Annotated in this window: 22 protein-coding genes; 14 read left to right on the plus strand and 8 right to left on the minus strand. The window is 62.9% G+C overall.

Annotation, left to right across the window (positions count from 1 at the left end; translation table 11 throughout):
• The first annotated feature begins 315 nt into the window (after positions 1 to 315).
• A complete protein-coding gene (locus QWI20_RS03635) occupies positions 316 to 750 on the plus strand; it encodes a GNAT family N-acetyltransferase (protein WP_369304209.1) in 435 nt (144 codons plus the stop codon).
• An 18-nt stretch (positions 751 to 768) separates the two neighbouring features.
• Here the strand turns inward: QWI20_RS03635 and QWI20_RS03640 are convergent, their stop codons facing one another.
• Positions 769 to 1,656, minus strand: a complete 888-nt coding sequence (locus QWI20_RS03640) for a DMT family transporter (RefSeq protein WP_369304210.1) — start codon at positions 1,654 to 1,656, stop codon at positions 769 to 771.
• A 563-nt stretch (positions 1,657 to 2,219) separates the two neighbouring features.
• Here QWI20_RS03640 and QWI20_RS03645 point away from each other — a divergent pair.
• Positions 2,220 to 3,932, plus strand: coding sequence for an amidase (locus tag QWI20_RS03645; RefSeq protein ID WP_369304211.1), 1,713 nt, complete (start codon positions 2,220 to 2,222; stop codon positions 3,930 to 3,932).
• 72 nt (positions 3,933 to 4,004) lie between these two features.
• The gene (gene yghU / locus QWI20_RS03650) at positions 4,005 to 4,844 is read left to right on the plus strand and encodes a glutathione-dependent disulfide-bond oxidoreductase (protein ID WP_346627850.1); all 840 of its coding nucleotides are present in this window, start codon (positions 4,005 to 4,007) and stop codon (positions 4,842 to 4,844) included.
• Between the two features lie 308 nt (positions 4,845 to 5,152).
• On the opposite strand, the gene QWI20_RS03655 is transcribed toward yghU, so the two are convergent.
• A complete protein-coding gene (locus QWI20_RS03655) occupies positions 5,153 to 6,019 on the minus strand; it encodes an aldo/keto reductase family oxidoreductase (RefSeq protein ID WP_369304212.1) in 867 nt (288 codons plus the stop codon).
• A 100-nt stretch (positions 6,020 to 6,119) separates the two neighbouring features.
• Here QWI20_RS03655 and QWI20_RS03660 point away from each other — a divergent pair, with 100 nt between their 5' ends.
• The gene (locus tag QWI20_RS03660) at positions 6,120 to 7,019 is read left to right on the plus strand and encodes a LysR family transcriptional regulator (protein ID WP_369304213.1); all 900 of its coding nucleotides are present in this window, start codon (positions 6,120 to 6,122) and stop codon (positions 7,017 to 7,019) included.
• 166 nt (positions 7,020 to 7,185) lie between these two features.
• Here QWI20_RS03660 and QWI20_RS03665 read toward each other — a convergent pair whose 3' ends face one another.
• Positions 7,186 to 7,458: a DUF2790 domain-containing protein gene (locus tag QWI20_RS03665; RefSeq protein ID WP_369304214.1), complete on the minus strand. Its 273-nt coding sequence runs from the start codon at positions 7,456 to 7,458 to the stop codon at positions 7,186 to 7,188.
• 518 nt (positions 7,459 to 7,976) lie between these two features.
• Here QWI20_RS03665 and QWI20_RS03670 point away from each other — a divergent pair.
• The 3 genes from QWI20_RS03670 (at position 7,977) to QWI20_RS03680 (ending at position 11,861) form a co-directional block, all read left to right on the plus strand.
• A complete protein-coding gene (locus tag QWI20_RS03670) occupies positions 7,977 to 8,429 on the plus strand; it encodes a (2Fe-2S)-binding protein (protein WP_369304215.1) in 453 nt (150 codons plus the stop codon).
• 11 nt (positions 8,430 to 8,440) lie between these two features.
• On the plus strand, positions 8,441 to 10,633 hold the full coding sequence (locus QWI20_RS03675) for a molybdopterin cofactor-binding domain-containing protein (RefSeq protein ID WP_369304216.1): 2,193 nt from the start codon (positions 8,441 to 8,443) through the stop codon (positions 10,631 to 10,633).
• An 88-nt stretch (positions 10,634 to 10,721) separates the two neighbouring features.
• Positions 10,722 to 11,861 carry a c-type cytochrome gene (locus QWI20_RS03680; RefSeq protein WP_369304294.1) on the plus strand — a complete coding sequence of 380 codons (1,140 nt, stop codon included), beginning with the start codon at positions 10,722 to 10,724 and terminating at the stop codon, positions 11,859 to 11,861.
• 61 nt (positions 11,862 to 11,922) lie between these two features.
• On the opposite strand, the gene QWI20_RS03685 is transcribed toward QWI20_RS03680, so the two are convergent.
• Positions 11,923 to 12,318 (minus strand): ester cyclase, encoded by a 396-nt coding sequence (locus tag QWI20_RS03685; protein ID WP_369304217.1) that lies wholly within the window; start codon positions 12,316 to 12,318, stop codon positions 11,923 to 11,925.
• A gap of 253 nt (positions 12,319 to 12,571) precedes the next feature.
• Here QWI20_RS03685 and QWI20_RS03690 point away from each other — a divergent pair, with 253 nt between their 5' ends.
• Positions 12,572 to 12,997, plus strand: a complete 426-nt coding sequence (locus QWI20_RS03690) for an NUDIX hydrolase (RefSeq protein WP_369304218.1) — start codon at positions 12,572 to 12,574, stop codon at positions 12,995 to 12,997.
• A 225-nt stretch (positions 12,998 to 13,222) separates the two neighbouring features.
• Positions 13,223 to 15,646: a glucose/quinate/shikimate family membrane-bound PQQ-dependent dehydrogenase gene (locus tag QWI20_RS03695; RefSeq protein ID WP_369304219.1), complete on the plus strand. Its 2,424-nt coding sequence runs from the start codon at positions 13,223 to 13,225 to the stop codon at positions 15,644 to 15,646.
• Between the two features lie 355 nt (positions 15,647 to 16,001).
• Here QWI20_RS03695 and QWI20_RS03700 read toward each other — a convergent pair whose 3' ends face one another.
• Together QWI20_RS03700 and QWI20_RS03705 are read right to left on the minus strand one after the other, a co-directional pair.
• Positions 16,002 to 16,691, minus strand: a complete 690-nt coding sequence (locus QWI20_RS03700) for an ATPase (protein WP_369304220.1) — start codon at positions 16,689 to 16,691, stop codon at positions 16,002 to 16,004.
• A gap of 175 nt (positions 16,692 to 16,866) precedes the next feature.
• Positions 16,867 to 18,201, minus strand: coding sequence for a PLP-dependent aminotransferase family protein (locus QWI20_RS03705; RefSeq protein ID WP_369304296.1), 1,335 nt, complete (start codon positions 18,199 to 18,201; stop codon positions 16,867 to 16,869).
• A 136-nt stretch (positions 18,202 to 18,337) separates the two neighbouring features.
• Between QWI20_RS03705 and QWI20_RS03710 the strand changes: the two genes are divergently transcribed.
• Positions 18,338 to 19,234, plus strand: coding sequence for a DMT family transporter (locus tag QWI20_RS03710; protein ID WP_369304221.1), 897 nt, complete (start codon positions 18,338 to 18,340; stop codon positions 19,232 to 19,234).
• Between the two features lie 80 nt (positions 19,235 to 19,314).
• On the opposite strand, the gene QWI20_RS03715 is transcribed toward QWI20_RS03710, so the two are convergent.
• Complete coding sequence (locus QWI20_RS03715) at positions 19,315 to 20,652, minus strand: sorbosone dehydrogenase family protein (protein ID WP_369304222.1); 1,338 nt, start codon at positions 20,650 to 20,652, stop codon at positions 19,315 to 19,317.
• Positions 20,653 to 20,959: 307 nt separating this feature from the next.
• On the opposite strand from QWI20_RS03715, the gene QWI20_RS03720 reads away from it, so the two are divergent.
• The 4 genes from QWI20_RS03720 to QWI20_RS03735 all read left to right on the plus strand — a co-directional run bounded on the left by QWI20_RS03720 (position 20,960) and on the right by QWI20_RS03735 (position 24,233).
• Positions 20,960 to 22,150, plus strand: a complete 1,191-nt coding sequence (locus tag QWI20_RS03720; protein ID WP_369304223.1) for an ATP-binding protein — start codon at positions 20,960 to 20,962, stop codon at positions 22,148 to 22,150.
• 108 nt (positions 22,151 to 22,258) lie between these two features.
• Positions 22,259 to 23,008, plus strand: a complete 750-nt coding sequence (locus QWI20_RS03725) for a creatininase family protein (RefSeq protein WP_369304224.1) — start codon at positions 22,259 to 22,261, stop codon at positions 23,006 to 23,008.
• Between the two features lie 176 nt (positions 23,009 to 23,184).
• Positions 23,185 to 23,550 (plus strand): hypothetical protein, encoded by a 366-nt coding sequence (locus QWI20_RS03730; protein ID WP_369304225.1) that lies wholly within the window; start codon positions 23,185 to 23,187, stop codon positions 23,548 to 23,550.
• Between the two features lie 317 nt (positions 23,551 to 23,867).
• Positions 23,868 to 24,233: a glyoxalase superfamily protein gene (locus QWI20_RS03735; protein ID WP_369304227.1), complete on the plus strand. Its 366-nt coding sequence runs from the start codon at positions 23,868 to 23,870 to the stop codon at positions 24,231 to 24,233.
• A gap of 12 nt (positions 24,234 to 24,245) precedes the next feature.
• Here the strand turns inward: QWI20_RS03735 and QWI20_RS03740 are convergent, their stop codons facing one another.
• A complete protein-coding gene (locus QWI20_RS03740; RefSeq protein ID WP_369304228.1) occupies positions 24,246 to 25,100 on the minus strand; it encodes a LysR family transcriptional regulator in 855 nt (284 codons plus the stop codon).
• Between the last annotated feature and the right edge of the window lie 15 nt (positions 25,101 to 25,115).

The following is a 25,115-nucleotide window of genomic DNA, read 5'->3' on the forward strand; positions in this document are numbered from 1 at the left end:
ACCCAAGTCGCGATTGGCGGCGTCTGGGCGTTTTGCGCAAGAAGATCAAGATCAAAAGCAGATCAAGAGCTTCCCGGCTGAAGCCGATCCTACGGTAGGGGGTTTCCACCGCTTTCACTGAATGCACGCGCTGCTGTTAGTGGGACCGGCTTCAGCCGGGAAGAGGCCGGCATGAGCGTCACACGATGTTCGATCGTCCCAATGCTCCGCGTGGGAGTTCATCCCGTGACGCTCCGCGTCACCTTGCGGCTGACATGACACCCCACCAATCGCGCTGCTACGCTCCCTGTCCTCTCTCCACTTCAGGCGCCAGCCATGCCCATCATCCGCCCCATGACCCTGGACGATTACGACGCCATCACCCAACTCATGGGTGACACGCCGGGCATCTCCATGCGTGACGCGGACTCCCGCGAGTCCACCGAGCGGTATCTGCTGCGCAACCCCGGACTGAGTTTTGTGGCGGAAGACGGTTCACTCATCTGCGGGTGTGTGATGTCGGGCCATGATGGCCGGCGCGGGTATCTGCAGCATTTGCTGGTGCTGCCTGAGTATCGGCGGCAGGGAATCGGGCAGGCGCTGGTCGAGCGCTGTCTGGTCAGTCTGGAGGCGGAAGGTATTCACAAATGCCATATCGACGTGCTCAAGACCAACCCGGCCGCAGCAACCTATTGGGCGAATCAGGGCTGGCAGTTGCGGGTCGATATCCACCGTTTCTCCTTCACCCGTCCGGGCAATGAAAACGCCTGACAGTCAGATAGGTCCTGATCAGACCTCACTGACAGGCGCCGCGGGTTGGCGTCTGGCGTAAACCATCAGACCGCTGAGGAAAATAAGTCCGATGCCAAACAGCGAGGCGGTGCCCGGGAAATTGCCGAACAGCAGAACCCCGTAAGCCACCGCGAAGATGATTTGCAGGTAACCCAACGGTGCGAGCACAGACGAAGAAGCATAACGATAAGACGTGGCCATCAAAAAGTGCGCGCACAGCCCCAGACCGCCCAGCACCAGCAGCAACCCCATCTGCAACCAGTCAAGTTTGGCCCAGTAAAACGGCACAATGGCGCTGAGGATCAGGGTGCAGAACACGCCCACGTAGAAGCTGCACACCGAGGGGCTGTCGGTCTCCCCTGCCAGTTGCGTGAGCAGTTGGTACAGCGCAAAGAACAGCGCGGTCGCGAGGGGAAACAGCATCCACAGCGAGAAGGTGTCGCTGGCCGGGTTGATGATCACCAGCACGCCGATGAAGCCCAGCACCACCGACAGCCACTGCCAGCGGTCCGCCTTGATGCCGAAGATCAGTGGCGACAGGATCGTTACAAAAGCAGGGGCAAGGAAGACCAGCGCCGTGGATTCGGCAATCGGCACGTGGGTCAGGCCGAACAGGAAAGACAGGCTGTCGGCGAGCAACACCACCGCGCGCAGCAGGTGCAGCCAGGGCCGGCGGGTGTGGAAAACGTTTGCCCCGCCGTTGCGCAGCAGCACGGTGGTCACCAGGGTCGAGTGAACCAGGTAGCGGGCCCACGCGACGAAGATCACCGGCAGGGAATAGATCAGCGTCTTGGAAATCGCATCATGACTGGCGAACGTCAGCGCCACGCCCGCCATCAACCACATGCCGATGACTTGCCGGTGCGCGCTGTGATGGGGAGTCATTGCAAAACCTGCCACAGAAAATGATGCGCAGGAGTTAACCACAGAACTCGGCCCAGGCGCCTTGCGCACGTTGACCAAGCACCCGCGCACCTCGCCCAAGCGCCCCGCAGACTTAATCGCGGGCAATAAAAAACCCGCCTGAGCGGGTTCTTTTCTTTCAACACCATTCCAACATCCTGTCAGTAGCCGTCCCGGCAAATGGTGGATCATCCATGACCTGCGAAGCACATCCAGCGCCTCGGTTGATGGATCCAAGGTTGCGCTTGTGGCGCTTCGCTGTACAGGGCGACATTGCTCCAGAGCGTGTAAGCCTTTCGCTATACCGCATGGGCGGCGGCCCTCTGACGCTCCGCATGTAGAGCACCTGCGCAAGCCTCGCGGCAAAGGCATGGCGGAGGCATAATGTGCGCCACACGAATACGCCTGCCGACCTGAGCTGCGTTGCCCACCCACGCCTCAGTCGGTTTCAAACCAGCCCGGCCCTGCCGCGCAACGGGAAGCGATATGCCCATTCTTGTTCAGACATCCTGCCCTCTACTCCCCGGCTCACGGTCGTCGCAGTCATGATCGAAGTCACCGAAGTCTCCATCGCGCAGTTGCGCGCGGCCCTTGAAGCGGGCCAGACCACCGCCGTCGAACTGGTCCAGGCGTACCTCGCCAGAATCGACGCCTATGACGGCACCGACACCAACACCGCGCTCAATGCCGTGGTCGTGCGCAATCCCCAGGCCCTCGACGAAGCGCAAGCTTCCGATGACCGTCGCGCGCGAGGCGAAACCCTTGGCCCCCTTGACGGCATTCCCTACACAGCCAAAGACAGCTATCTGGTCAAAGGCCTCACGGCAGCATCGGGCAGCCCGGCGTTTGCCGAACTGGTCGCTCACCGTGATGCGTTCACCATCGAGCGGTTGCGTGGGGCCGGTGCGATCTGTCTGGGCAAGACCAACATGCCGCCGATGGCCAATGGCGGCATGCAGCGCGGCGTCTATGGCCGCGCTGAAAGCCCTTACAACGGGGATTTCCTGACGGCGCCGTTTGCGTCCGGGTCATCCAACGGCGCCGGCACTGCAACGGCCGCGAGTTTCGCCGCATTCGGGCTGGCCGAAGAAACCTGGTCGAGCGGCCGCGGCCCTGCGTCGAACAACGGCCTGTGCGCTTACACGCCATCGCGCGGGGTGATTTCGGTGCGCGGCAACTGGCCGCTGACGCCGACCATGGACGTGGTCGTGCCCTTCGCCCGGACCATGGCCGATCTGCTCGACGTGCTGGACGTGGTGGTCGCCGAAGACCCCGATACCCGCGGCGACCTGTGGCGCTTGCAGCCCTGGGTGCCCATCCCCTCGGTTGACTCGGTGCGCCCGGCTTCCTACGCCGACCTCGCCGCCAGCCCGCAAACCCTGGCCGGTAAACGCTTTGGTGTGCCGCGCATGTACATCAATGCCGACCCTGAAGCGGGCACCTCCGAAGCGCCCGGCATTGGCGGTCCCACCGGCCAGCGCATCATCACCCGTGGCTCGGTGATCGACCTGTGGGAACAGGCGCGCCAGGCACTCGAAGCCCAAGGCGCCGAAGTCGTCGAGGTGGATTTCCCGCTGGTCTCCAACTGCGAGGGCGATCGTCCCGGCGCGCCGACGGTGTACAACCGCGGCATCGTGTCCAGAGAGTTCCTGCACCACGAACTGTGGGACCTCACCGCCTGGGCGTTCGACGATTTTCTACAAGCCAACGGCGACCCGAAACTGAACCGCCTGGCCGACGTCAACGGCCCGCTGATTTTCCCCCATGACCCCGGCACCCTGCCCAACCGCGAGGGCGATCTCGCTGCGGGCATGGACGAGTACGTGAAGATGGCCCAGCGCGGCATCACGCCGTGGGACCAGATCGACACCTTGCCGGACGGCCTGCGCGGCCTGGAACATACCCGCCGTATTGACCTCGAAGACTGGATGCAGCGGCTCGGGCTGGATGCGGTGCTGTTCCCGACCGTCGCCGATGTGGCCCCGGCCGATGCCGACGTCAACCCGGCGTCGGCGGACATCGCCTGGAGCAATGGGGTCTGGGTCGCCAATGGCAATCTTGCGATCCGCCACCTCGGCGTGCCCACCGTCACTGTGCCGATGGGCGTGATGGCCGACATTGGCATGCCCGTGGGCCTGACCTTCGCCGGCCGTGCTTACGACGATTCCGCCCTGCTGCGCTTCGCTTCTGCTTTCGAATCCATCGGCAGCCAGCGCCTGATTCCACCGCGCACACCGCCGTTGGCTTCTGCTCGATAAACAGTGTTAAAGGGTCGGGGCCAGCGCGCCTCGATCCTTCCCGCTAAAACTGACCCTCAGGAGAAGTGTTCAATGAGCAAGGCACCTTACGTCCCGCCTACCGTGTGGAAACACGAAGCGCCCTCCGGCGGCCAGTTCGCCAGCATCAACCGCCCGACGGCCGGGCCGACCCACGAGAAAGTCCTGCCGGTGGGCAAGCACCCGTTGCAGCTGTATTCGCTGGCCACGCCAAACGGCGTCAAGGTGACGATTCTGCTTGAGGAGCTGCTTGCCCTCGGCCACAGCGGCGCCGAGTACGACGCCTGGCTGATCCGTATTAATGAGGGCGATCAGTTCGGCAGCGGCTTCGTCGACATCAACCCCAACTCGAAAATCCCCGCCCTGCTGGATCGCAGCGTCGAACCCAACCTTCGCGTGTTCGAGTCCGGTTCAATCCTGCTGTATCTGGCGGAGAAATTCGGCGAGTTGCTGCCCAAGGACCTGGCCGGACGCACCGAAACCCTGAACTGGCTGTTCTGGCAGATGGGCGCTGCGCCGTATCTGGGCGGCGGCTTCGGGCACTTTTACGTGTATGCGCCGGAGAAGTTTGAGTACGCGATCGACCGCTTCACCATGGAAGCCAAGCGTCAGCTGGACGTGCTGAATCGCCGCCTCAGCGAAAGCGCTTATCTGGCCGGCGACAGCTACACCATCGCCGACATCGCCGTGTGGTCGTGGTACGGGCAAGTGGTGCGCAACACCGTGTACGGCGCCGCTGAATTCCTCGCTGCCCACGAATACACCCACGTGCAGCGCTGGGCTGAAACCATTGCGCAACGGCCGGCAGTGATTCGCGGCATGCGCGTCAACCGGACCTGGGGCGACGAAGCCACCCAAGTGCCGGAACGGCATGATGCGTCGGACCTGGATTGATAGGCTGCAAATCCCGGTAGGACCGGCTTCAGCCGGGAAGGCGTCGGTCGTCACACCGCAAATTGATGGTGCTCACACCGGCCTTTTCCCGGCTAAAGCCGGTCCCACAAGGGCACCGCATTCATCCAGTTGCACCGCGTGTTCTAAATGTGGGACCGGCTTCAGCCGGGAAGGCGTCGGTCGTCACACCGCAAATTGATGGTGTTCACACCGGCCTCTTCCCGGCTAAAGCCAGTCCCACTAAAGCATGCGTTCCTCCAGGGGGACCCCATGCGCCAGACGTAGGGCCGGCGTAAGCCGGGACAGCTTCAGGCGCTCTGCCCGTCGAGTTCGGCGAGCATTTCCTGGGGGATCACCAGCTCGGCTGCCGTCAGGTTTTCGTGCAGATGCGCCACTGAGGAGGTGCCCGGGATCAGCAGCAGATTAGGCGCACGCTGCAGCAGCCATGCCAGTGCCACGCACATCGGCGAGGTGTCGAGGCGTGTGGCGACGTCCGACAGCGTCTGCGACTGCAACGGCGTAAAACCACCCAATGGAAAGAACGGCACATAGGCGATGCCCTGCTTGCCGAGTTCTGCGATCAGCTGCTCGTCATCCCGGTGGGCCAGGTTGTAGTGGTTCTGCACACAGACCACCTCGGCAATGCTCTGCGCCTCGATGACCTGTTTTGCACTGACGTTGCTCAGGCCCAGGTGCTGAATCAGCCCCTGACGCTGCAATTCAGCCAGCGCACTGAACTGCTCGGCTATCGACGCTTCATCCGGTGAATGCCCGGTGCCCCACGCCCTGAAGTTCACCACGTGCAGCGCTTCCAGGCCGAGATTGAGCAGGTTGTCGTGCACCGCGCTCACCAACTCCGCCGGGCTGTTGGCGGGATTCCATGAAGCGTCGGTCCCTCGGGAGGCGCCGACCTTGGTGACAATCAACAGCTCGTCGGCGTACGGGTGCAAGGCCTCACGGATCAGTCGATTGGTGACATGAGGGCCGTAGAAGTCGGCCGTATCAATGTGGTTGACCCCGGAAGCGACCGCCTCACGCAAAACGGCAATCGCGGCCGCGTGGTCTTTCGGCGGCCCGTAAACGCCCGGCCCTGCCAGCTGCATGGCGCCGTAACCCATGCGGTTGACGGTGCGACCGCCTAATGGAAAGTGTCCTGCCTTGCTGGCCTGGCTCATGGGTGACGCCTCGTGATCAAGTGTGTGCAGCGACTATAGGCGTTGACCGATGCGCTGATAATCAGGTGCAATCGGCACGGGTTGTACGAGCGAGCGGACAATGGCGACAGACATTCAGGATTTGCTGGCCTTCGTGGCCGTGGTCAACGCGGGCGGATTTCGGGAAGGCGCGCGGCTGAGCGGCAAGTCGGCGTCCAGCCTCAGCGACGCCGTTCGACGCATGGAATCGCGCCTGGGCGTACGCTTGCTCAACCGCACCACCCGCAGCGTCGTGCCGACAGAAGCCGGCGCGCGGCTGATGGAGCGGATCGTCCCCGCCCTCGGCGAAGTCGAATCGGCACTGGACGTGGTCAATGATTTCCGCGACCGCCCTTCCGGCACGCTCAGGCTCAACGTACCGGTCAGCGCCGCCCGCCTGATATTGCCGGCGATCATCACCCCGTTCCTGCAAGCGCACCCGGACATCCGCATGGAAGTGGTCACGGAGGAAAGCTTCGTCGACATGCTCGCCGCCGGTTGCGATGCCGGCATTCGCTACGACGACCGCCTGGAACAGGACATGATTGCCGTACCCATCGGCCCGCGCGTTCAGCGTTTCGCCACGGCAGCATCGCCGGCTTATCTCGACGCCCGGGGCCGGCCTGAGCATCCACGGGATCTGTTGACCCACAGTTGCCTGCCCGGCAAATTCCCCAGCGGTTCTATTCCGCTGTGGGAGTACGAGCGTGACGGAGAAAATGTGCGTGTCGACCCGAGCGGACCACTGACTGTACGGATTGGCGGCGCATTTGACCTCGCCGTGCAAACCGCCATCGACGGCCTGGGCATCGTCTCGTTGTTCGAAGACTGGTTGCGCCCCCACCTGGACAGCGGCGCGCTGGAACCGGTGCTCGAACCCTGGTGGCCAAGTTTCAGCGGGCCGTTTCTGTATTACCCGGGACGGCGCTATGTCCCATCACCGCTGAGAGCCTTCCTGGACTTCATCCAGCAGCGGGCGTGATGCTTATCGACGCTAAGGCATAAATGGGTCATTTAAATATGTCGGCCGCCAGCGCTAGTTCATGCCGGTATAGGCTCCACCTAAATATTCAGGCAAAAAAAACGCTGCATTCAATGCAGCGTTTCTTTTATAGCGTTTGTAGTTGAAGCCGCCAGGGCACTGGCGATCAACCATTTTGACGACCGTAACCCATGATGGTGTAGTCAAGGCTATGTGTCACGCCGGCGTGGTCAATATAAACCATGGTGGATTGCACCGGACCATCAACTTTCTGTGGGTCCTGGGCGTTTTTGATGCTGATCACTTTAGCGACGTCGATGCCTTTGTGGCGGTTGTATTGTTCAACCTGGGTCAAGGGCTGCTGGTGGGTGGGTGGGAGTTCGCCGGCAGCGGCAAAAACACTGACGAGGGACAGAGCAGCGAAGGCTAATACTTTCATGGTCATTCTCCAGAAGTTCATTGAGTAGTGATTAAGCAAAGCGCTTGTCGTTTGCTTCTGGGGCCATTCTGTTCGTGATCGGCGCAGATGATAAATACTTCCAATCGATAAGACCCATCACTGTCATTGATGCGCGATTTAATTACATCAACTTCAGTAATAGACTTTTGCGCATTCTGTTAACCCATAACTTTGTGCGCGACGGGTGGGCCCTGCGCAAATAACCTTTTCTGAGCGGCAGATCCAGGGACTGCACTTTCCCGGAGCGCGTCATGTTGTCGCGGGCCATTTAACGGTGCCTCGGGAAATATTTTCAGCGCAATCAAACATTTCCAATGATGAACGTACTACCATTCATCCCGCTGACTCGTCCCGAACCAAAATGTCCGAGCAGACCTATATAAAGCGCTGGCCACTGGCACGGCGCTATTTTTTTTAAACAAACCGAAGCCTTGATGCCGCCTCACGAGCCTGCTCGTGGCGCAGTGCGTCAACCGTGATGACCGTCTGAGGTTGTGATGCAGAAATTGATGATTAACGGCCAGGAGCACGACCTGGATGTCGCCGACGACATGCCATTGTTGTGGGTCCTGCGCGATGTGATGGGCCTGACCGGCACCAAGTACGGCTGCGGCATTGCCCAGTGCGGCGTGTGCACCGTGCACCTGGACGGCCAGGCCGTGCGTTCATGCGTGCTGCCGGTCAGCGCCGTGGCGGGCCGCAAGGTCACGACCATCGAAGCGGTCGGTGAGCAGGCCGTGGGTCAGGCGGTACAGAAAGCCTGGCTGGACCACGAAGTCGTGCAATGCGGCTACTGCCAGTCGGGGCAGATCATGTCCGCCGTCGCGCTGTTGCAGGAACACCCCAAAGCCAACGACGAACAGATCGTCAACGCCATGTCGGGCAACCTCTGCCGCTGCGCCACCTACACCCGCATTCGCGCCGCCATCAAAAGCGTCACCCAGGCCTGAAGGAAGTCATCATGTCCGAATCACAAACACCCGCCGCGATGCTCTCGCGTCGCGGGCTGCTCAAGGGCAGTGCGCTGCTGGGCGGCCTGGTCATCGGCACCTACCTGCCGGCGACGATTACCCGCAGCTTCGCCGCCGATCTGGTCCAGGGCGCGAGCCTCGGTGACAACGCCGAGCAGGGCTATGGCGCGTTCGTGCGCATTGACCACAGCGGCGCCGTCACCCTGATTTCACCGAAAATCGAAATGGGCCAGGGCGTGCAGACCGGCATCGCCATGATGGTCGCCGAAGAGCTCGAAGTGCCGTTGAGCCAGATCACCATCACCGAGGCGCCGCCCAATGCAGCGCTGTACACCGACGCGCTGCTGAGCTTTCAGGCCACCGGCGGTTCGACCTCCACCCGCTACAGCTGGGAGCCCCTGCGCAAGGCCGGCGCCGGTGCGCGCATTGTGCTGATCCAGGCCGCGGCCATGCGCTGGAAAGTCGCGCCGAGCCAGTGCCACGCCGAGAACGGCCGGGTCATTGGCCCGAACGGTCAAAGTGCCGGTTACGGTGAGTTGGTGGATGCTGCGGCGAAGCTGCCGCTGCCGACCGACATCCCGCTCAAAGCCGTCAGCGAATTCAAGCTGCTGGGCAAGCCGGTCCAGCGACTGGACACCCCGAACAAGGTCAACGGCACAGCGAAATTCACCATCGACCTGCAAGTGCCGGGGATGCTGATTGCGTCCACCCTCACCTGCCCGGTTCATGGCGGCAAGCTGCGCGGCGTCAAGAATGAAGACGCTGCGCGCAAGGTCCCCGGCGTGCGCGATATCGTCCGTCTGGACAACGCGGTGGCGGTGACGGCGAGCAATTTCTGGTCCTGCCAGCAAGCGCTCAAGGCGCTGGACATCGACTGGGACCTCGGCCCCCATGCTGGTCTGGATTCAGCGCAGCTGGACAAATCGCTGTTCGACGCGAGCGCTGGCGACGGTGTGTTCGCGCACCAGTCCGGTGACATCGCCGAGGCGTTGAAAAACGCCTCCAGCCGCTTCGAAGCGATCTACGAGCAACCCTTCCTGTCCCACTCGCCGCTGGAGCCGATGACCTGCGTCGCCCATGTGCGCGCCGACGCGTGCGAGTTGTGGGTCGGCTGTCAGGCGCCGGGGATGGCCCAGGCGGGCGCCGCCAAAGTCTGCGGCATGCCCGTGGAAAAGGTGGTGATCCACAACCAGTTGATCGGCGGTGGTTTCGGCCGTCGCCTTGAGTCTGACTTCATCTTCCAGGCCGTGGACATCGCGCGCCAGCTGAGCTACCCGATCAAGCTGATCTGGAGCCGCGAAGAGGACATGACCCACGACCGTTATCGTCCGCACTACGTCGACCGCCTCAATGCGGCGCTGGACAAGGACCTGCGTCCGCTGGGCTGGGAGCATCGCATCGCCGGTGCCTCGGTGGTCGCGGCCTACATCGGCGCATTGCCGGCTGACGGCGTCGATGGCGATGCCGTCGAAGTGGCGAAGGACCCGATCTACACCCTGCCCAACTTAGAGGTGCGCTACATCCGTCACGACCCGGAGGTGATTCCGGTTTCGTGGTGGCGCGGCGTCGGACCGCTGCGCAGCACCTACGCCATCGAGTGCTTCATTGACGAGCTGGCGCACAACGCCAAGGTCGATCCGGTGAAATACCGCCTGGCGCTGATGCAGTCGCAACCCCGCGCCCAGGCAGTGCTGACCAAGGCCGCGCAACTGGTGGAGTGGGACAAGCCGCTGCCGGCCGGTTCGGGCCGTGGCGTGGCGGTGACGGCGGTGTTCGGCAGTTTCGTCGCAACCATCGTCGAGCTGGAGAAGCAGGGCGAAAAAGGCCTGCGCATCAAGCGGCTGGTGACGGTCATCGACTGCGGCTTCGCGACCAACCCGACCTCCGTGGCGTCGCAGATGGAAGGCGGCACGCTGTTCGGTCTGTCGGCCGCGCTGTTCAACGAAATCCTCGTCGAGAAGGGTCAGGTGCAGCAGACCAACTTCCACGAGTACCGGCAGATCCGCATGAGCGACGCGCCACCGGTGGAGGTGCACATCGTCGACAGCGTCGAGACCCCGGGCGGTGTCGGTGAAACCGGTGCCGTGCCGGCCGCAGCCGCGCTGGTCAACGCCGTGTACGCCGCGACCGGTGTCCGTGAGCGTCGTTTGCCGTTGAGCCGCTTTGGCTATTTCACTGTTTAAGGAGCGCGTCATGAACGTTTTCAACACTGCGCTCGGACTTGTGGCCGGTTTGCTGGCCAGCACCGTTTACGCGAGCGACACCCCGGCGATGAGCAAGGGCGAATACCTGACCCGCGCGGCTGACTGCGTGGCTTGTCACGTCGTGCCGGGCGGCAAGCCGTACGCCGGCGGGCTGGAATTCAAGTTGCCGTTCGGCAGCCTGTATTCGCCCAACATCACCCCGGACAAAGAAACCGGCATCGGCAACTGGACCGACGACGAGTTCGTCGACGCCCTGCAAAAAGGCGTGGGCAAGGACGGCAAGCATTACTATCCGGCCTTCCCTTACACCTCGTACACGCTGATGTCCCGTGAAGACATCCTGGCCATCAAGGGCTACCTGTTCAGCCTTGAGCCGGTGAAGCAGATGCCGCCTGAGAACAAGATTTCGTTCCCGTTCAATCAGCGCTGGGGAATGATGTTCTGGAACGCGATTTTTGCGGGCAACGAGCGCTTCGTCCCCGACAGCAAGCAATCGGCGGAGTGGAACCGTGGCGCGTATCTGGTGCAGGGCCCGGGCCACTGCGGCGAATGCCACACACCACGCAACATCTTCCAGGCGATGAGCTCCAGCAACTCGCTGGCGGGTGCGGAACTGGGCAACTGGATGGCCTACAACATCAGCTCCGACGCGAAATACGGCATCGGCGCCTGGCCGGAAGAAGCGATCGTCAGCTACTTGTCGAAGGGGTACGCGGCCGGTTTCGGCGCCGCGGGCGGGCCTATGGGTGACGCCGTCGAGCACAGCCTGCGCTACCTCGACCCGGCTGACCTGAAGGCCATCGCGGTGTACCTCAAGAGCACGCCGGCGAGAAGCGAAGGCATTCCTCGCCCAAGCATGGCGGTGAACGATGCGGCGCTGCAAAAAGGGCTCGGCCAGAAGCTGTTCAACGACACCTGCGTGGCCTGTCACCAGATCGATGGCAGTGGCCGGCAATCACCGGCGGGCGGGTTGGCCGGCTTGAAAACCGTCAACGACCCCAAAGGTCGCAACCTGATGGCGACGCTACTGGAAGGCCACACGCCAACGGCGGCACGGGTCGACCAGCGCATGCCTGACTTCGCCCGCAGCTACAGCGACGCTGAACTGGCGGCCGTGAGCACCTTCGTGCTGCGTCGATTCGGTCAGAGCGACGGCGAGGTCAAAGCCGAAGACGTCGCGAAAAACCGCGCCAGCGCGTTGCATTGATGGAGGCGTGGCGCTGCTGATTCTCGTCTGAGTCAGCCGCGCTGCCAGGCCATTCGGCGGTTCAGGGCTTCGGCACCTGCGCCGCCACCGCCGCCTTGTCTATCACCGACGCGACGTTGACGATACGCCCCGCCTCAAACGTGTAGAACACGTTCTCCGTAAACTGCACCCTCCTCCCGTTCACCGCCACCTCGAACAGCTCGCCCACCGGCGTGCAATCGAACGTCAGCCGCGCGGCAATGTGCGGTGGCTCGGCGATCAGCAGATCGATGACGAAACGCAGGTCAGGGATCGCGCGGAAATCCCGCTCCAGCATCTTCCGATAGCCGGCCAGGCCGACGCGCTCGCCGTTGTAACGCACGTCCTCGCCGACAAAGTCTCCCAAGGCAGCCCAGTCCTGGCGATTGAGGCAGGCGATGTAGCCGGTGTAGGCATCTTTCAGTGTTGGGTTGTTCATTGTTTCTCCCGGGGGTGAATGGCTCGCACGAATGCTAGTTCCACTGGATGCACGCGACGCTTTCAGTGGGACCCGCTTTAGCCGGGAAGAGGCCCGCGTGATAACCCTCAATCCTGCAGTGTGACCACTGACGCCTTCCCGGCTGAAGCCAGTCCCACTGAATGACTGCGGAGTGTCAGCGCTACTGGCTGCAAGACGATGCCTCAGCCAGGAAGTGCTAGGTTATCCGCACTAACTCAATGAAGGCGCAATCATGTCCACCCACCCTCCTTTCTCCGGCGCAAAAGTCGCGATTCTGTGCAACGGCTCGCTGCTGACGTACCAACGCGATGACAAACCCGAGATCCCGTGGCCGAATCTGTGGGACCTGCCCGGCGGCGGGCGTGAGGGGGACGAGACCCCGGAAGAGTGCGCCGTGCGGGAGACGATGGAGGAATTCGGCATCGTCCTCGACCCCGCTTCATTCATCCACAAACGGGTCTACCCGGGTCAGGGCGTCAACGGGCTCGACACCTGGTTCTTCGTCGCTGAAGTGGCTGACGGCCTGTTCGATCAGGTGGTGTTCGGCGACGAAGGCCAGCGCTGGCAGGTGATGACGGTCGAGGCGTTTCTTGCGATGGACAATGCGGTTGACCGCCTGCAACACCGTTTACGCGAGTTCATGGATCAGCAGCGTTGACACGTCCAGCCCCGAAGGACGCCCGCCCCGATCCACCAAAACAGAGACAAATTGACGCAGGCATGGCGTTTTTTTGCTATCGTCGCCGGAATTAACTAACCGGTTAATTACGCGCCGGATAACGCCGGAAGAATCGCATCTGGCAGCCATCACGCTCTGAACCCTTGTCCTCACCTCACTTGATCGGTCGTCCCCGACCCTTCTTCGCGTCAGCAGGAATGTCTCATGAATCACTCACAACCTTCGGCAGCCGTCAGCCGCTGGCCCATCCGGGTCGTCGCGCTGGGCGTGCTGGTTTTCGGATTACTGTTTGCAGCGGGGGGCGGCTACCTCGTCACGCTAGGCGGCAGCGCGTATTTCCTGATGGCCGGTCTGGGCCTGATTATCTCGGCCGTCCTGCTGTTCCGGCGTCGCCTGTCAGGCGCCTGGCTGTTTGCAGCGGTGATGCTGCTGACGCTGATCTGGGCGCTGGCGGACGCCGGGCTGGTGTTCTGGCCGCTGGTTTCCCGCCTGTTTGCCCTCGGCGTTCTGAGTCTGCTGGTCGCGCTGATCTACCCATCCCTGCGCAAGGCCAATGGCCTCGCAGCCGGTCGCGGCGGTTACCTCGTTGGCGGTGTGCTGGCGGTGGCGATGGTCGCCGGGTTCTGGGGGATGTTTCAGCCCCACGCCTCTGTGTCGCCCACGGGCGATGGCCCGGCGCTGACCAAGGTCGATCCGGCCCACGCGCAGAAAGACTGGGCCCATTACGGCAACGATGAAGGCGGCAGCCGCTTCGCCGCGCTGGACCAGATCAACCGCGACAACGTCAGCAAGCTGGTGCCGGCCTGGACCTACCACACCGGCGACGTCGCCATCAGCGACGGTAATGGCGCCGAAGACCAGATGACACCGCTGCAGGTCGGCGACAAGGTGTTCATCTGCACGCCCCACAACAACGTCATCGCGCTGGACGCCGACACCGGCAAGCAGCTGTGGAAAAACGAAATCAACGCCAAGTCCGCCGTGTGGCAACGCTGCCGCGGGCTGGCCTATTTCGATGCCAGCGCCGCCGTCGCGCCACCTACCGATGGCAGCACCCCAGCCGCGCCGGTCGCAGTGCCGGCCGGCGCCAACTGCCAGCGTCGTTTGCTGACCAACACCATCGACGCGCGCCTGATTGCTGTGGACGCCGACACCGGCGAGTTCTGCCAGGGCTTCGGCAACAACGGCCAGATCGACCTCAAGGCCGGTCTGGGCAACGTGCCCGATTCCTACTATCAACTGTCATCGGCACCGCTGATGGCCGGGACCACCGTGGTGGTCGGCGGACGCGTAGCCGACAACGTTCAGGCCGACATGCCGGGCGGCGTGATTCGGGGCTTTGACGTGGTCACCGGGCAGATGCGCTGGGCATTCGATCCGGGCAATCCCGAAGACAAGCAGGCCCCTGCCGCCGACAAAACCTATGTGCGCAGCACGCCGAACAGTTGGGCACCGATGTCCTACGACCCGGCCATGAACACGCTGTTCCTGCCGATGGGCAGTTCGTCCACCGATATTTATGGCGTCAAGCGCACCGAGCTCGACCACACCTACGGCGCCTCGGTGCTGGCATTAAACGCCACCACCGGCGTGCAGAAGTGGGTGTATCAGACGGTCCATAACGACCTCTGGGATTTCGACCTGCCGATGCAGCCGAGCCTGATCGACTTCGCCAAGCCTGACGGCAGCAAGGTGCCGGCGCTGGTCATCGGCACCAAGGCCGGGCAGATTTTCGTCCTCGATCGTCACACGGGCCAGCCGCTGACCGAAGTCAAGGAAGTCCCGGTCAAGGCGTCGAACATCCCCAACGAACCTTACTCGCCGACCCAGCCAAAATCTGTCGGCATGCCGCAGATCGGCGCGCAGACCCTGACCGAATCTGATATGTGGGGCGCCACGCCATTCGACCAGTTGCTGTGCCGGATTTCGTTCAAGAAGATGCGCTACGACGGCCTGTTCACCGCGCCGGGCACCGACATTTCCCTGAGCTTTCCGGGCTCCCTGGGCGGGATGAACTGGGGCAGCCTGTCGACCGACCCGGTGCACGGCTTCATCTTCGTCAATGACATGCGCCTGGGCCTGTGGATTCAGATGGTGCCGCAGCTGAAGGACGCCATTGCGGCGTCCGGCGGTGAAGCGCTGAACACCGGCATGGGCGCCGTGCCGCTGAAAGGCACCCCGTACGCGGTCAACAAAAACCGCTTCCTGTCCGTGGCCGGCATCCCGTGCCAGGCGCCGCCATTTGGCACGCTGACCGCCATCGACATGAAGACCCAGAAGATCGCCTGGCAAGTGCCGGTGGGCACCGTTCAGGACACCGGCCCGATGGGCATCAAAATGCACCTGCCGCTGCCGATCGGCATGCCGACGCTGGGGGGCACGCTGTCGACCCAGGGCGGTCTGGTGTTCATCGCCGGCACCCAGGATTACTACCTGCGCGCGTTCAACAGCGCCAACGGCGAAGAAGCCTGGAAAGCCCGCTTGCCCGTCGGCAGTCAGGGCGGCCCGATGACGTATGTGTCGCCGAAGACCGGCAAGCAGTACATCGTCATCACCGCCGGCGGCGCCCGCCAGTCGGCGGATCGTGGTGATTCTGTGATTGCCTACGCGTTGCCTGACGGCAAGTAAACGCACCCACAAAAAAACCGCTGACGCCTTGATGAGGGGCGCAGCGGTTTTTTGTTGTATCAGGGGAAAGGCTCAGGCCGGATTTACGTTATGGAACTGCATTCACCTTGGGACCGGCTTCAGCCGGGAAAGCGTCGGGCGTCACGCTGCAAAATCGAGGGTGATCAGACCGGCCTCTTCCCGGCTAAAGCCGGTCCCACTATCGAACCGCGTTCAACTCGTGGGACCGGCTTTAGCCGGGAAGGCGTCGGTTGTCACACTGCAAATCCAGGGTGATTACACTGGCTCCTTCCCGGCTAAAGCCAGTCCTACAGTGTGCGCGCAGTCCCGCCAAAGCCCTGCGTAAATCCAGCGATCAATTACTCGCCACTTCCGCCGAATTACCGGTGGTCACCAGCGCCTTGAGCGAGGCATCGAACTGCTTCAGGGCATTGATCTGCAGGTCGCGCTGCTGGTTGATCTGCGCGGCGATCTCTGGAGCGGCCTTGTCGTGGACCCACACCGAGGTCAGCTCTTTGGCGCCGAGGCCTTCAGCCTTGCCGATGTATTGCAGGTTCGAGTCGTAGAACTTCGCGATGAAGCGCGCTTCCACCTGAGAATTGCGCTGGGACACCAGGCGGCTGTAGGTGTCGAGCATGACCACCACGTCCGGCCGCGCCTGCATCAGCGCGTCGAGATTGTCGTACACGGTCACCGACGCGAACTGCTTCTGCAACGAGCCTTTCAGCCAGTCCATCGCCAGCTTCGGATCGGAGCTGCTGACGAACGCTTCACGAATCCGCGAATCCAGCCCGCCGTTCTTGACGCCTTTCAGCGCCACGGCGTGATAACGCTCAAGGTATTCGAGGGTGCTGACGGTGTTTTCGCTGTAGAGCACGCCAACGCTTTGAGAGGACTGCAGCGCCACACGGCTTTCAACCACCGGCAGCAAATGGCACGCCTCGGCGTCTGCCGCCGAAACAGTAACCGCCGCGCAAGCAGAACCCGTAGCGACGAATCCGCTGGACAGCACGGCGACGAGGGTCAGCAGGGTTGAAATTTTCATCGCGTGGCGTCCTTCTCAAGCCAGTTCGGTATGGGGCCATCCTCCTCTCTTCCGTGAAAAAGAGAACTCGCCTACCGTGATGGTCACTATCGATTTCAGGAATGGTAGGCGGAGTGAGAAACACCTTTACCGATGCTTCAACAAAGCCCGCTGCCGCCCTTTCCTTTCGCACCCTTCAATACACGTACCGGCCGACCGCTCGACATACTTCCTGCAACGCAACCCGCAACGTATCAAGGTCCAGAGAGCCCAACGCCAGGCGAATCCCGTGGGGGACGACGCTGGACGTGGCGAAGGGCTCGGCAGTCGAGACCGCCACCTTGTTCGCCAGCAGCGCCATGGCCACCTGATCGGCCCTGGCATCTTCCGGCAGTTGCACCCATAAAAAATAGGACGCCGGGTGACTGATGACGTTCAACCCGATTAACAGCTCCCGGGCGAGCGTCTGTCGGGTCCGTGCGTCGAGCCGTTTTTCCGCCTCAAGGCGCGCGACGGTGCCGTCCTCGATCCAGCCGCAGACCAGCGACGTCATCACCCCCGGCGTGTTCCAGACCGTCGCCCGGATCGCCCGCTCGATGGCCGAAACCCCTTGCAGCGGCGCGACCACGTAACCCACCCGCAGCCCGGTCGCGACGTTTTTCGAGAACCCAGAGACGTAGACAGTCAGCTCCGGCGCCAGGGCCTTCAACGGCGCGGGTGGCTCGTCGGCCAGAAACGCATACGCTGCGTCTTCGATCAACAGCAACCCATGCTGGCGAGCGATGCGCACCAAGTGTTCGCGCCACACCAGGTCCATCACCCAGCCCATGGGGTTGTGCAGCGTCGGCATCGTGTAGACCGCCTTGATCCGTCGGCGCTGGCAGAGCTTCTCAAGCGCGTTCAGATCGGGGCCGTCATCGGCATAGGGGATCGCGATCAGTTCCAGCCTGTGCGCGTCGGCCAGCACTTTGAAGCCCGAATAAGTGAGCGCATCCACCGCCACCACATCGCCCGGCTTGAGCAACGCCATCACCGTGACCGCCAGGCCATGCTGCGCGCCGCTGACGATCACTACCTCCTCGGCCTCGACCACCAAACCCCGAGCAGCAAGGTGCCGCGCCATGCACGCGCGCTCATGGCTTCGACCGGCATGGGGCTGATAGCGCAGCAGTGCCTCCAGATCACCCGACAACGCCAGTTGGCGAAGGCCGTTGCGCAGCAGCTCGGCCTGCCCCGGCAGGGTCGGGTAGTTGAAATTGAGATCAAGTACGCCGGGCGCGCTGGTCTGCTGATCAACGCCATGGCTGAGCGGCAGGGCGATTTCCCGAACGAAAGTGCCACGCCCGGTTTCGCCGCTGACCAGGCCCATGGCTTCCAGCTCGGTATAGACCCGGGACGCCGTGACCAGCGCCAGGCCTTCAGCTGCCGCCAACTGACGATGGGGCGGCAGGCGCGTCCCGGGCGCCAGCTCACCAGACGCGATCTGCGCGGCGAACCGGTCGACAAGGTTTTTGTAGCGGGCGCGGGGCATTAGGGCTGTATCCATGACAATTTTTTGATTGTGCTGATTCTGCCCCTTACGCTGGCTCGACAGCAACCAACAAGCCGACGCCAGACCCAGGCTAAGCCGACAGCCTCACTACCCAGCCCCCACGAGTACGACGCGCATGGAAATCTCTTCAAAGCCCCATCCCGTGGCGGCCATATCCTCCACTGCCGGATGGCTGAATGGCCTGATCGGCGTGATCATTTTCAGCGGCTCTCTGCCTGCCACGCGCCTCGCCGTGCTGGAGTTCACGCCGCTGTTTCTCACGGTCGCCAGAGCGTCGATTGCCGGTTTGGTCGCTGTCTGTCTGCTGCTCGTGTTGCGAGAGAAGCGCCCGCAGCGTGGCCAAGTCATTCCGCTACTCATCGTCGCCAGTGGCGTGGTGATCGGCTTCCCGCTGCTCACCGCGCTGGCGCTGCAATACGTCACGTCGGCGCACTCCATCGTTTTTGTCGGCCTGTTGCCGTTGGCGACTGCCGTGTTCGCCGTGCTGCGCGGCGGCGAGCGTCCGCGTCCGGTGTTCTGGGTATTCTCGTTGCTGGGCAGTGCGCTGGTGGTCGGGTTCGCCTGTGCTCAAGGGCTGTCGGCGTCACCGGCGGGGGATCTGCTGATGTTGCTGGCGATTGTTGTCTGCGGCCTGGGTTACGCCGAAGGCGCCACGCTGTCCCGAACCCTCGGCGGGTGGCAGGTCATCTGCTGGGCGCTGGTGCTGGCGTTGCCGCTCATGCTGATCCTGACCCTGTTCAGCGCGCCGCCATCGCTGTCCACCATCAGCGCACCCGCCTGGGTGAGCCTGGGCTACGTGTCGCTGTTCAGCATGTTGATCGGCTTCGTGTTCTGGTACCGCGGTCTTGCCCAGGGCGGGATAGCTGCGGTGGGACAACTGCAGTTGCTGCAGCCCTTTTTTGGTCTGATGCTGGCCGCGACCCTTCTGCATGAACGCGTCAGCGTGGGCATGCTGGTCGTAACCGTCGGGGTGATCGCGTGCGTGGCGGGCGCGCGTCGGTTTTCACGCTAGCTGCAGGCACGGCCAAGGGGCCGCCTAAACGAAAAATGCCGGTGATCATCACCGGCATTTTTCATTTCATCGCTAAGGGATCACTTGGCCTGACTGACGCGCCAGACCTTGTTGCCCACATCGTCCGCCACCAGCAACGCGCCCTGTTTGTCGAGGATGACGCCGACCGGACGGCCCTGCGCGTCGCCGTCGGCGTTGAGGAAGCCGGTCAGGACGTCCACCGGCAGGCCGGTCGGGCGGCCATCCTTAAAGCCGACGAAGACGACTTTGTAGCCGGCCTGGGGATTGCGGTTCCACGAACCGTGCTCGCCGACAAACACACCGTCGGCAAATTTGGCCGGCATGCCGCGCGGGTCGGACCAGGTCAGGCCCAGTGGCGCGACGTGGGTGCCGAGGGCGTAATCCGGGGCGATGGCCTTGGCGACCATGTCCGGGCGCGGCGGCTGCAAGCGGCTGTCAACGTGATTGCCGTAGTAGCTCCACGGCCAGCCGTAGAACGCGCCGTCCTTGACCGAGGTCAGGTAGTCCGGCACCAGGTCACTGCCGATTTCGTCACGCTCGTTGACCACCGTCCACAGCTCGTTGCTGCCAGGCTTCCAGGCCAGCCCGTTGGGGTTGCGCAGGCCGCTGGCGAACAGGCGTTTCTGCCCGGTCTTGACGTCCACTTCCCAGACCGACGCGCGGCCTTCTTCGGCTTCCAGGCCGTTCTCGCCGACGTTGCTGTTCGAGCCGACGGTGACGTACAGCTTGGTGCCTTCGCGGTTGGCGATGATGTTCTTGGTCCAGTGGTGATTGATGCCTGCTGGCAGGTCGGTGACTTTCACCGGCGTGGCGGTGCTTTCAGTCTGGCCGTCGTTGTACGGGATTTTGACCACGGCATCGGCGTTGGCGATGAACAGGTCATTGCCCACCAGCACCATACCGAACGGCGAGGTGAGGCCGCTGATGAATACCTTCTTCATCTCCGCACGGCCATCGCCGTCGGCATCGCGCAGGATGCTGATGCGGTTGGCGCTTTCGGCTTCGGCGCCGACCCGACTCATCACGATTCCGGTGGCGGTGCGTTTGATCCAGGCCATCACCCCAGGCCCGCCGTCCGTCGCGCCTTCAGGCTTCGGCGGCTTGTTGCTTTCGGCCACCAGAATGTCGCCGTTGGGCAGGCTGTACAGCCAGCGCGGGTGGTCGAGGTTCTCGGCCAGCGCGCTGACCTTGAAGCCTTCGGCGGCCTTGGGCGTGTCGGTGCCCTTCCAGCCGACGGCCTTGGACACCTTGACCGTCGGAATCAACGTGCTGTTCGGCTCGGGCAGTTGCGGCTGCGCGCCCACCCCGGCCTGGAACGGCAGCTTGGCGGTCTCGCCGCAGGCACTGAGCATCGCAGCAGTGGTCATCAGCAGTGCAAATCGGTGCATCGCAATCATCGTTCAACCTCGCGGCGGCCATCCGTGGGCCCATTGTTTTAAGAAATAAGAAGCGCTGAGAAACAGAAAGCTTGGGGAAGCAGAAGCTTCGAGGGACATAAGGCTGACAAGTATCGCCACGTCGACCGACAGCAAACAGCTCATGGGACGCAAATGACATTTGCCTTCAGGGCACTAGTAAAACGACCACTGCGTGAGCGTCAGGGTTCAATAATCCGCGCCGACACGTCGCACGCAGGGCCTAGGGGTTAGCCATGCTGGCGGATTTTAGATACGCTGCCCTCCCACCACCCCAGAGCCAGATCCGATGACCCGCCCAGAGTTTGCTTTGGATGTTGAGGCGATCAGTGCAATCCCTGCCGTGCCCGTCATTCTGAGCATGGTCAAGCACATCACCGGCATGCGCTTTGCGGCAATCGCCAGGGTCACGGAACATCACTGGGTGGCGTGCGCCGTCGATGACTCAATCAATTTCGGCCTCAAGCCGGGCGGCGAACTGGTTCTGGAGTCGACCATCTGCCACGAGATCCGCCAGCACCACACCCCGGTGGTCTTCGGCCACGCCAGCGCCGACCCGCACTTCGCCACCCACCACACGCCCCTCACCTACGGCCTGGAAAGCTACATCTCGATCCCCATCGTTCTGGCCGACGGTCGATTCTTCGGCACGCTGTGCGCGATCGATTCGGTGCCGGCCAACCTGGGCGACCCCGCCATCGTCAAGACGCTGACCCTCTTTGCGCAATTGATCGCCATGAGCCTGGACACCCAGGGTCACCTGGAGAGCGCCCGCGCCGAACTTAGCGACGCCACTGAAAACGGCCGGCTGCGCGAGCAATTCATGGCGGTGCTGGGCCACGACCTGCGCACGCCGTTGAGTGCGATCCGCATGAGCGCCGACCTGCTGGCGACCAAAACCGAAGACAAGCGCTCGCTGGGGCTGGTGGCCGCCATACGGCAGAGCTCGATCCGCATGGGCGTGCTGATCGAGAACGTGCTGGATTTTGCCCGCGGCCGAATGGGTAGCGGCATTCCGGTGAAGCGCCACCTCACCGACGATCTTGCCGACGTACTGAAATCGACGGTGGACGAGATCCGCGCGTCGCACCCGCAGGCGAGCTTCATCGAGGCCATCACCCTCAGCGGAACCGTCTACTGCGACCCGCTTCGCATCAGTCAGTTGCTGTCCAACCTGCTGGGCAACGCGGTCACCCACGGTTCCCCCACCACGCCGATCCATCTGCACGTCTGGCAGGAATGCGATCAGGTCATCATTTCTGTCATGAATCATGGCGCGCCCATTTCGCCACGGCTGATGCCGCTGCTGTTCGAGCCCTTCACCCGGTCCGAAGCCGGTGGTCGCGGAGAGGGCCTGGGCCTTGGGCTGTATATCGCCTCACAGATCGCCACCGCCCATGACGGGATCCTGACCGTGAGCTCATCGGCCGAACTGGGCACCTGTTTCATCGCGCGTTTTCCTTCTGAGCCGCCCGCCTGAGCGCCGATTGACGATTTCGGCGCGCCCACCCGGCAGCGCTGCGCGCACATTGATTTTTCGCCATAACCCGGTTTTCTGAAGCCCCCTTCCCTGAGGAGAGCACCTGACATGCTTCTGCACCAGTCCACGTGGATCGAGATCGAGCAGTTTCTCAAACGCAGCCGCACGATCATCGTGCCCATCGGCTCGAACGAACAACATGGCCCCACCGGCCTGCTCGGCACTGACTGGATGTGCCCGCAGATCATCGCCCACGAAGCGCAGAAGAGCGCCGACATCCTGATCGCGCCGACCTTCAACATCGGCATGGCGCAGCACCATCTGGGCTTTCCCGGGACGATCTCGCTGCGCCCCTCGACGTTCATCGCCGCCATTGGCGACTGGGCTCGCTCGCTGGCGGGTCATGGCTTTGAAAAGATCCTCTTTCTCAATGGTCACGGTGGCAACGTCGCGTCGATCGAGGCGGCGTTTTCCGAGCTGTATGCCGAGGCCAGTTTCGCCGGACGGTCTGCCGGCTTCGCCCTGAAGCTGACCAACTGGTGGGACCTGGAAGGCGTTGGCGAACTCGCGCATCGGCAGTTCCCGGTAGGTCACGGTTCCCACGCGACGCCGTCCGAGATAGCGGTGACCCAGTGGGCCTACCCGGAGTCGATCAAGTCTGCGGACTACTCGCCGCAGATTGCCCCGACCGGCCCGATCCGCGAGGCGAAGGATTTTCGCGCGCGCTTCCCCGATGGGCGCATGGGCTCAGACCCTGCGCTGGCCACGCCTGAAAAAGGCGGCGAGCTGGTGGCGCTGGCCGCCAGAGGATTGGTGCGTGCAGTTGACGCGTTCAGTCGCGAATCAACGCCGCAGTGACGGGGCAGTGACGGGGCTGCGTTGACGGGGCTTAGCCGTGCGGCAATAGCGCGCGGGCGTTGAACTCGTCAGCGAAACGGCGGCCATAGTGGTGTGCGCTTTTTGAAACGGTATTGGATCTGGGGCAGGCAGCAGCGCAACGACCTTGCCCGGTCCCCTTGGCTGACAGGTGATATGTGAATACTTTTATCCCACTGGACAAAGTTGAAGAAATTGATCTGCAGGATTACCACGAGGTCTGGCTGACCACCTCGGAAACCTGGCCGCAGGACCCGGCGACCGTTCACCGCAAGTGCCTGTGGCGCCAGGACCGCGAGATGACCTCTGATGTGGAAATCGACGGCGTGTACTTTGAAAATCTTCCGCACCTGTGGCTGCGGGTGGACGACCTCGATGATCAACAGGACATCGACCTGGTCATCGAAAAGCTCAAGACGCGCATTGCCGCGCTGAATCTCAAAGGCGAGTTCTTTCCTCCCGAGCTGCCGACAGCGGCGCCTCACAAGGACGAAGACGAAATCAAGAAAGACCTGCGCAGCTAATTCGCTCTACCCCCCGCTTCTCTGACGCGCGCCGTTGCTGATCTTCAGCACGGCGCCGTTTTTGTTTCTGCTGCGCGCATTTCCCGTCAGTGGGACCGGCTTCAGTCGGGAAGAGGCCAGTATGAACACTATCAATTTCTCAGCGTGGCATCCGACGCCTTCCCGGCTAAAGCCGGTCCCACTAGGTGCACGCGCTGTGTCAGTGGGACCGGCTTCAGCCGGGAAGAGGCCAGTGTGAACACCCTCGATTTTGCAGCGTGAGGCGTGTCCACTCTGGGCTAGAATCGCCCGCTCAGACCATCAAGGAGTGAACCCCTGTGCAGATGTCCCCGGCAATACCGCTGATTCGTATTTTTTCCGAAGCCAAGGCGAAAGAATTCTACGTCGATTTTCTCGGCTTCAGCCTGGACTGGGAGCACCGCTTTGAACCGGGTCTGCCGCTGTATGCCCAGGCCCGCCGCGACAACCTGGTCATCCACCTGACCGAACACCACGGCGACGCGACGCCGGGCTCGACGATCTTCGTGCCGGTCAGCGACATCGCCGAACTGCAGCGTGAACTGCTGGCGAAAAACTACGGCTATTCACGCCCCGGCATTCAGGACCTCGACTGGGGCAAGGTCATGGAAATCGCCGACCCGTTCGGCAATCGCCTGCGCTTCTGCGAGCGCTCCGAGGACTGAAACGCGCCGCCGTCAGAGGCGGAAATACTGCCCGATCGCCCGCCGCAGCAGGTCCACCGCGTCATCGCCGTGGGAGGCTGACGAGCGCACGACGATGATGTCGTGATCGGCGATCAGCGGCAGGCCGTCCAGGATGCGCATGCCGTCGGTGACCCGGGCGCGGTCGATCACGCTGATCCCCAAGCCTGCTTCGACGCAGGCCTTGACCACCTGATTGGACGAACTCTCCAGCACGATGCGCATGCGGCGACCGCTGCGCTTGAGCGATTCGATCATCGCTTGCCGGTACGAGCACTGCGCAGCATGCACGGCCAGCGGCAACGGGTCCGGTAAATCCCCCGAGTGATGTGCGGCGCCGACCCACACCGGCGTCGTCGGCACCAGCAGTTGATCGTCCGCACCCAACTGGCCTTCGGGCAGGGCGATGACCGCCACCTGCAGCCGCCCCCGCCGCACCTGATCGCGCAGGATGAAGCTGGGCGCGGTCTTCAGCTCCAGAACGATGTTCGGCCACGCGGCGGTGAAAATCGGCAGCACGTCGCGAATCAGGTGCGTGGCGTATTCATCCGGCACGCCAAGGGTGATACGCCCCGCCAACTGCGTGCCCTGCAGCTCAGCCAGCACTTGATCGTGGGTGCTCAGCAGCGCGGCGGTGGAGGTCAGAAAACGCTTGCCCAGCGGCGTCAGCGACACCGACTGGTTGTCGCGATTCAGCAGCCGCCCGCCCGCCACCGCTTCCAGCCGCTGCACGTGCACGCTGACTGCCGCCGGGCTTTTGTGCAGCTGTTCCGCCGCCGCACTGAACTTGCCGATGCGCGCCACGGCGTGAAAGGTGCGGACCTGTTCGATATCAAGAATGGCGCTCATGATTCACTGATCCCG

Source organism: Pseudomonas sp. W2-17 (assembly GCF_041060445.1).
Taxonomy (GTDB): domain Bacteria; phylum Pseudomonadota; class Gammaproteobacteria; order Pseudomonadales; family Pseudomonadaceae; genus Aquipseudomonas.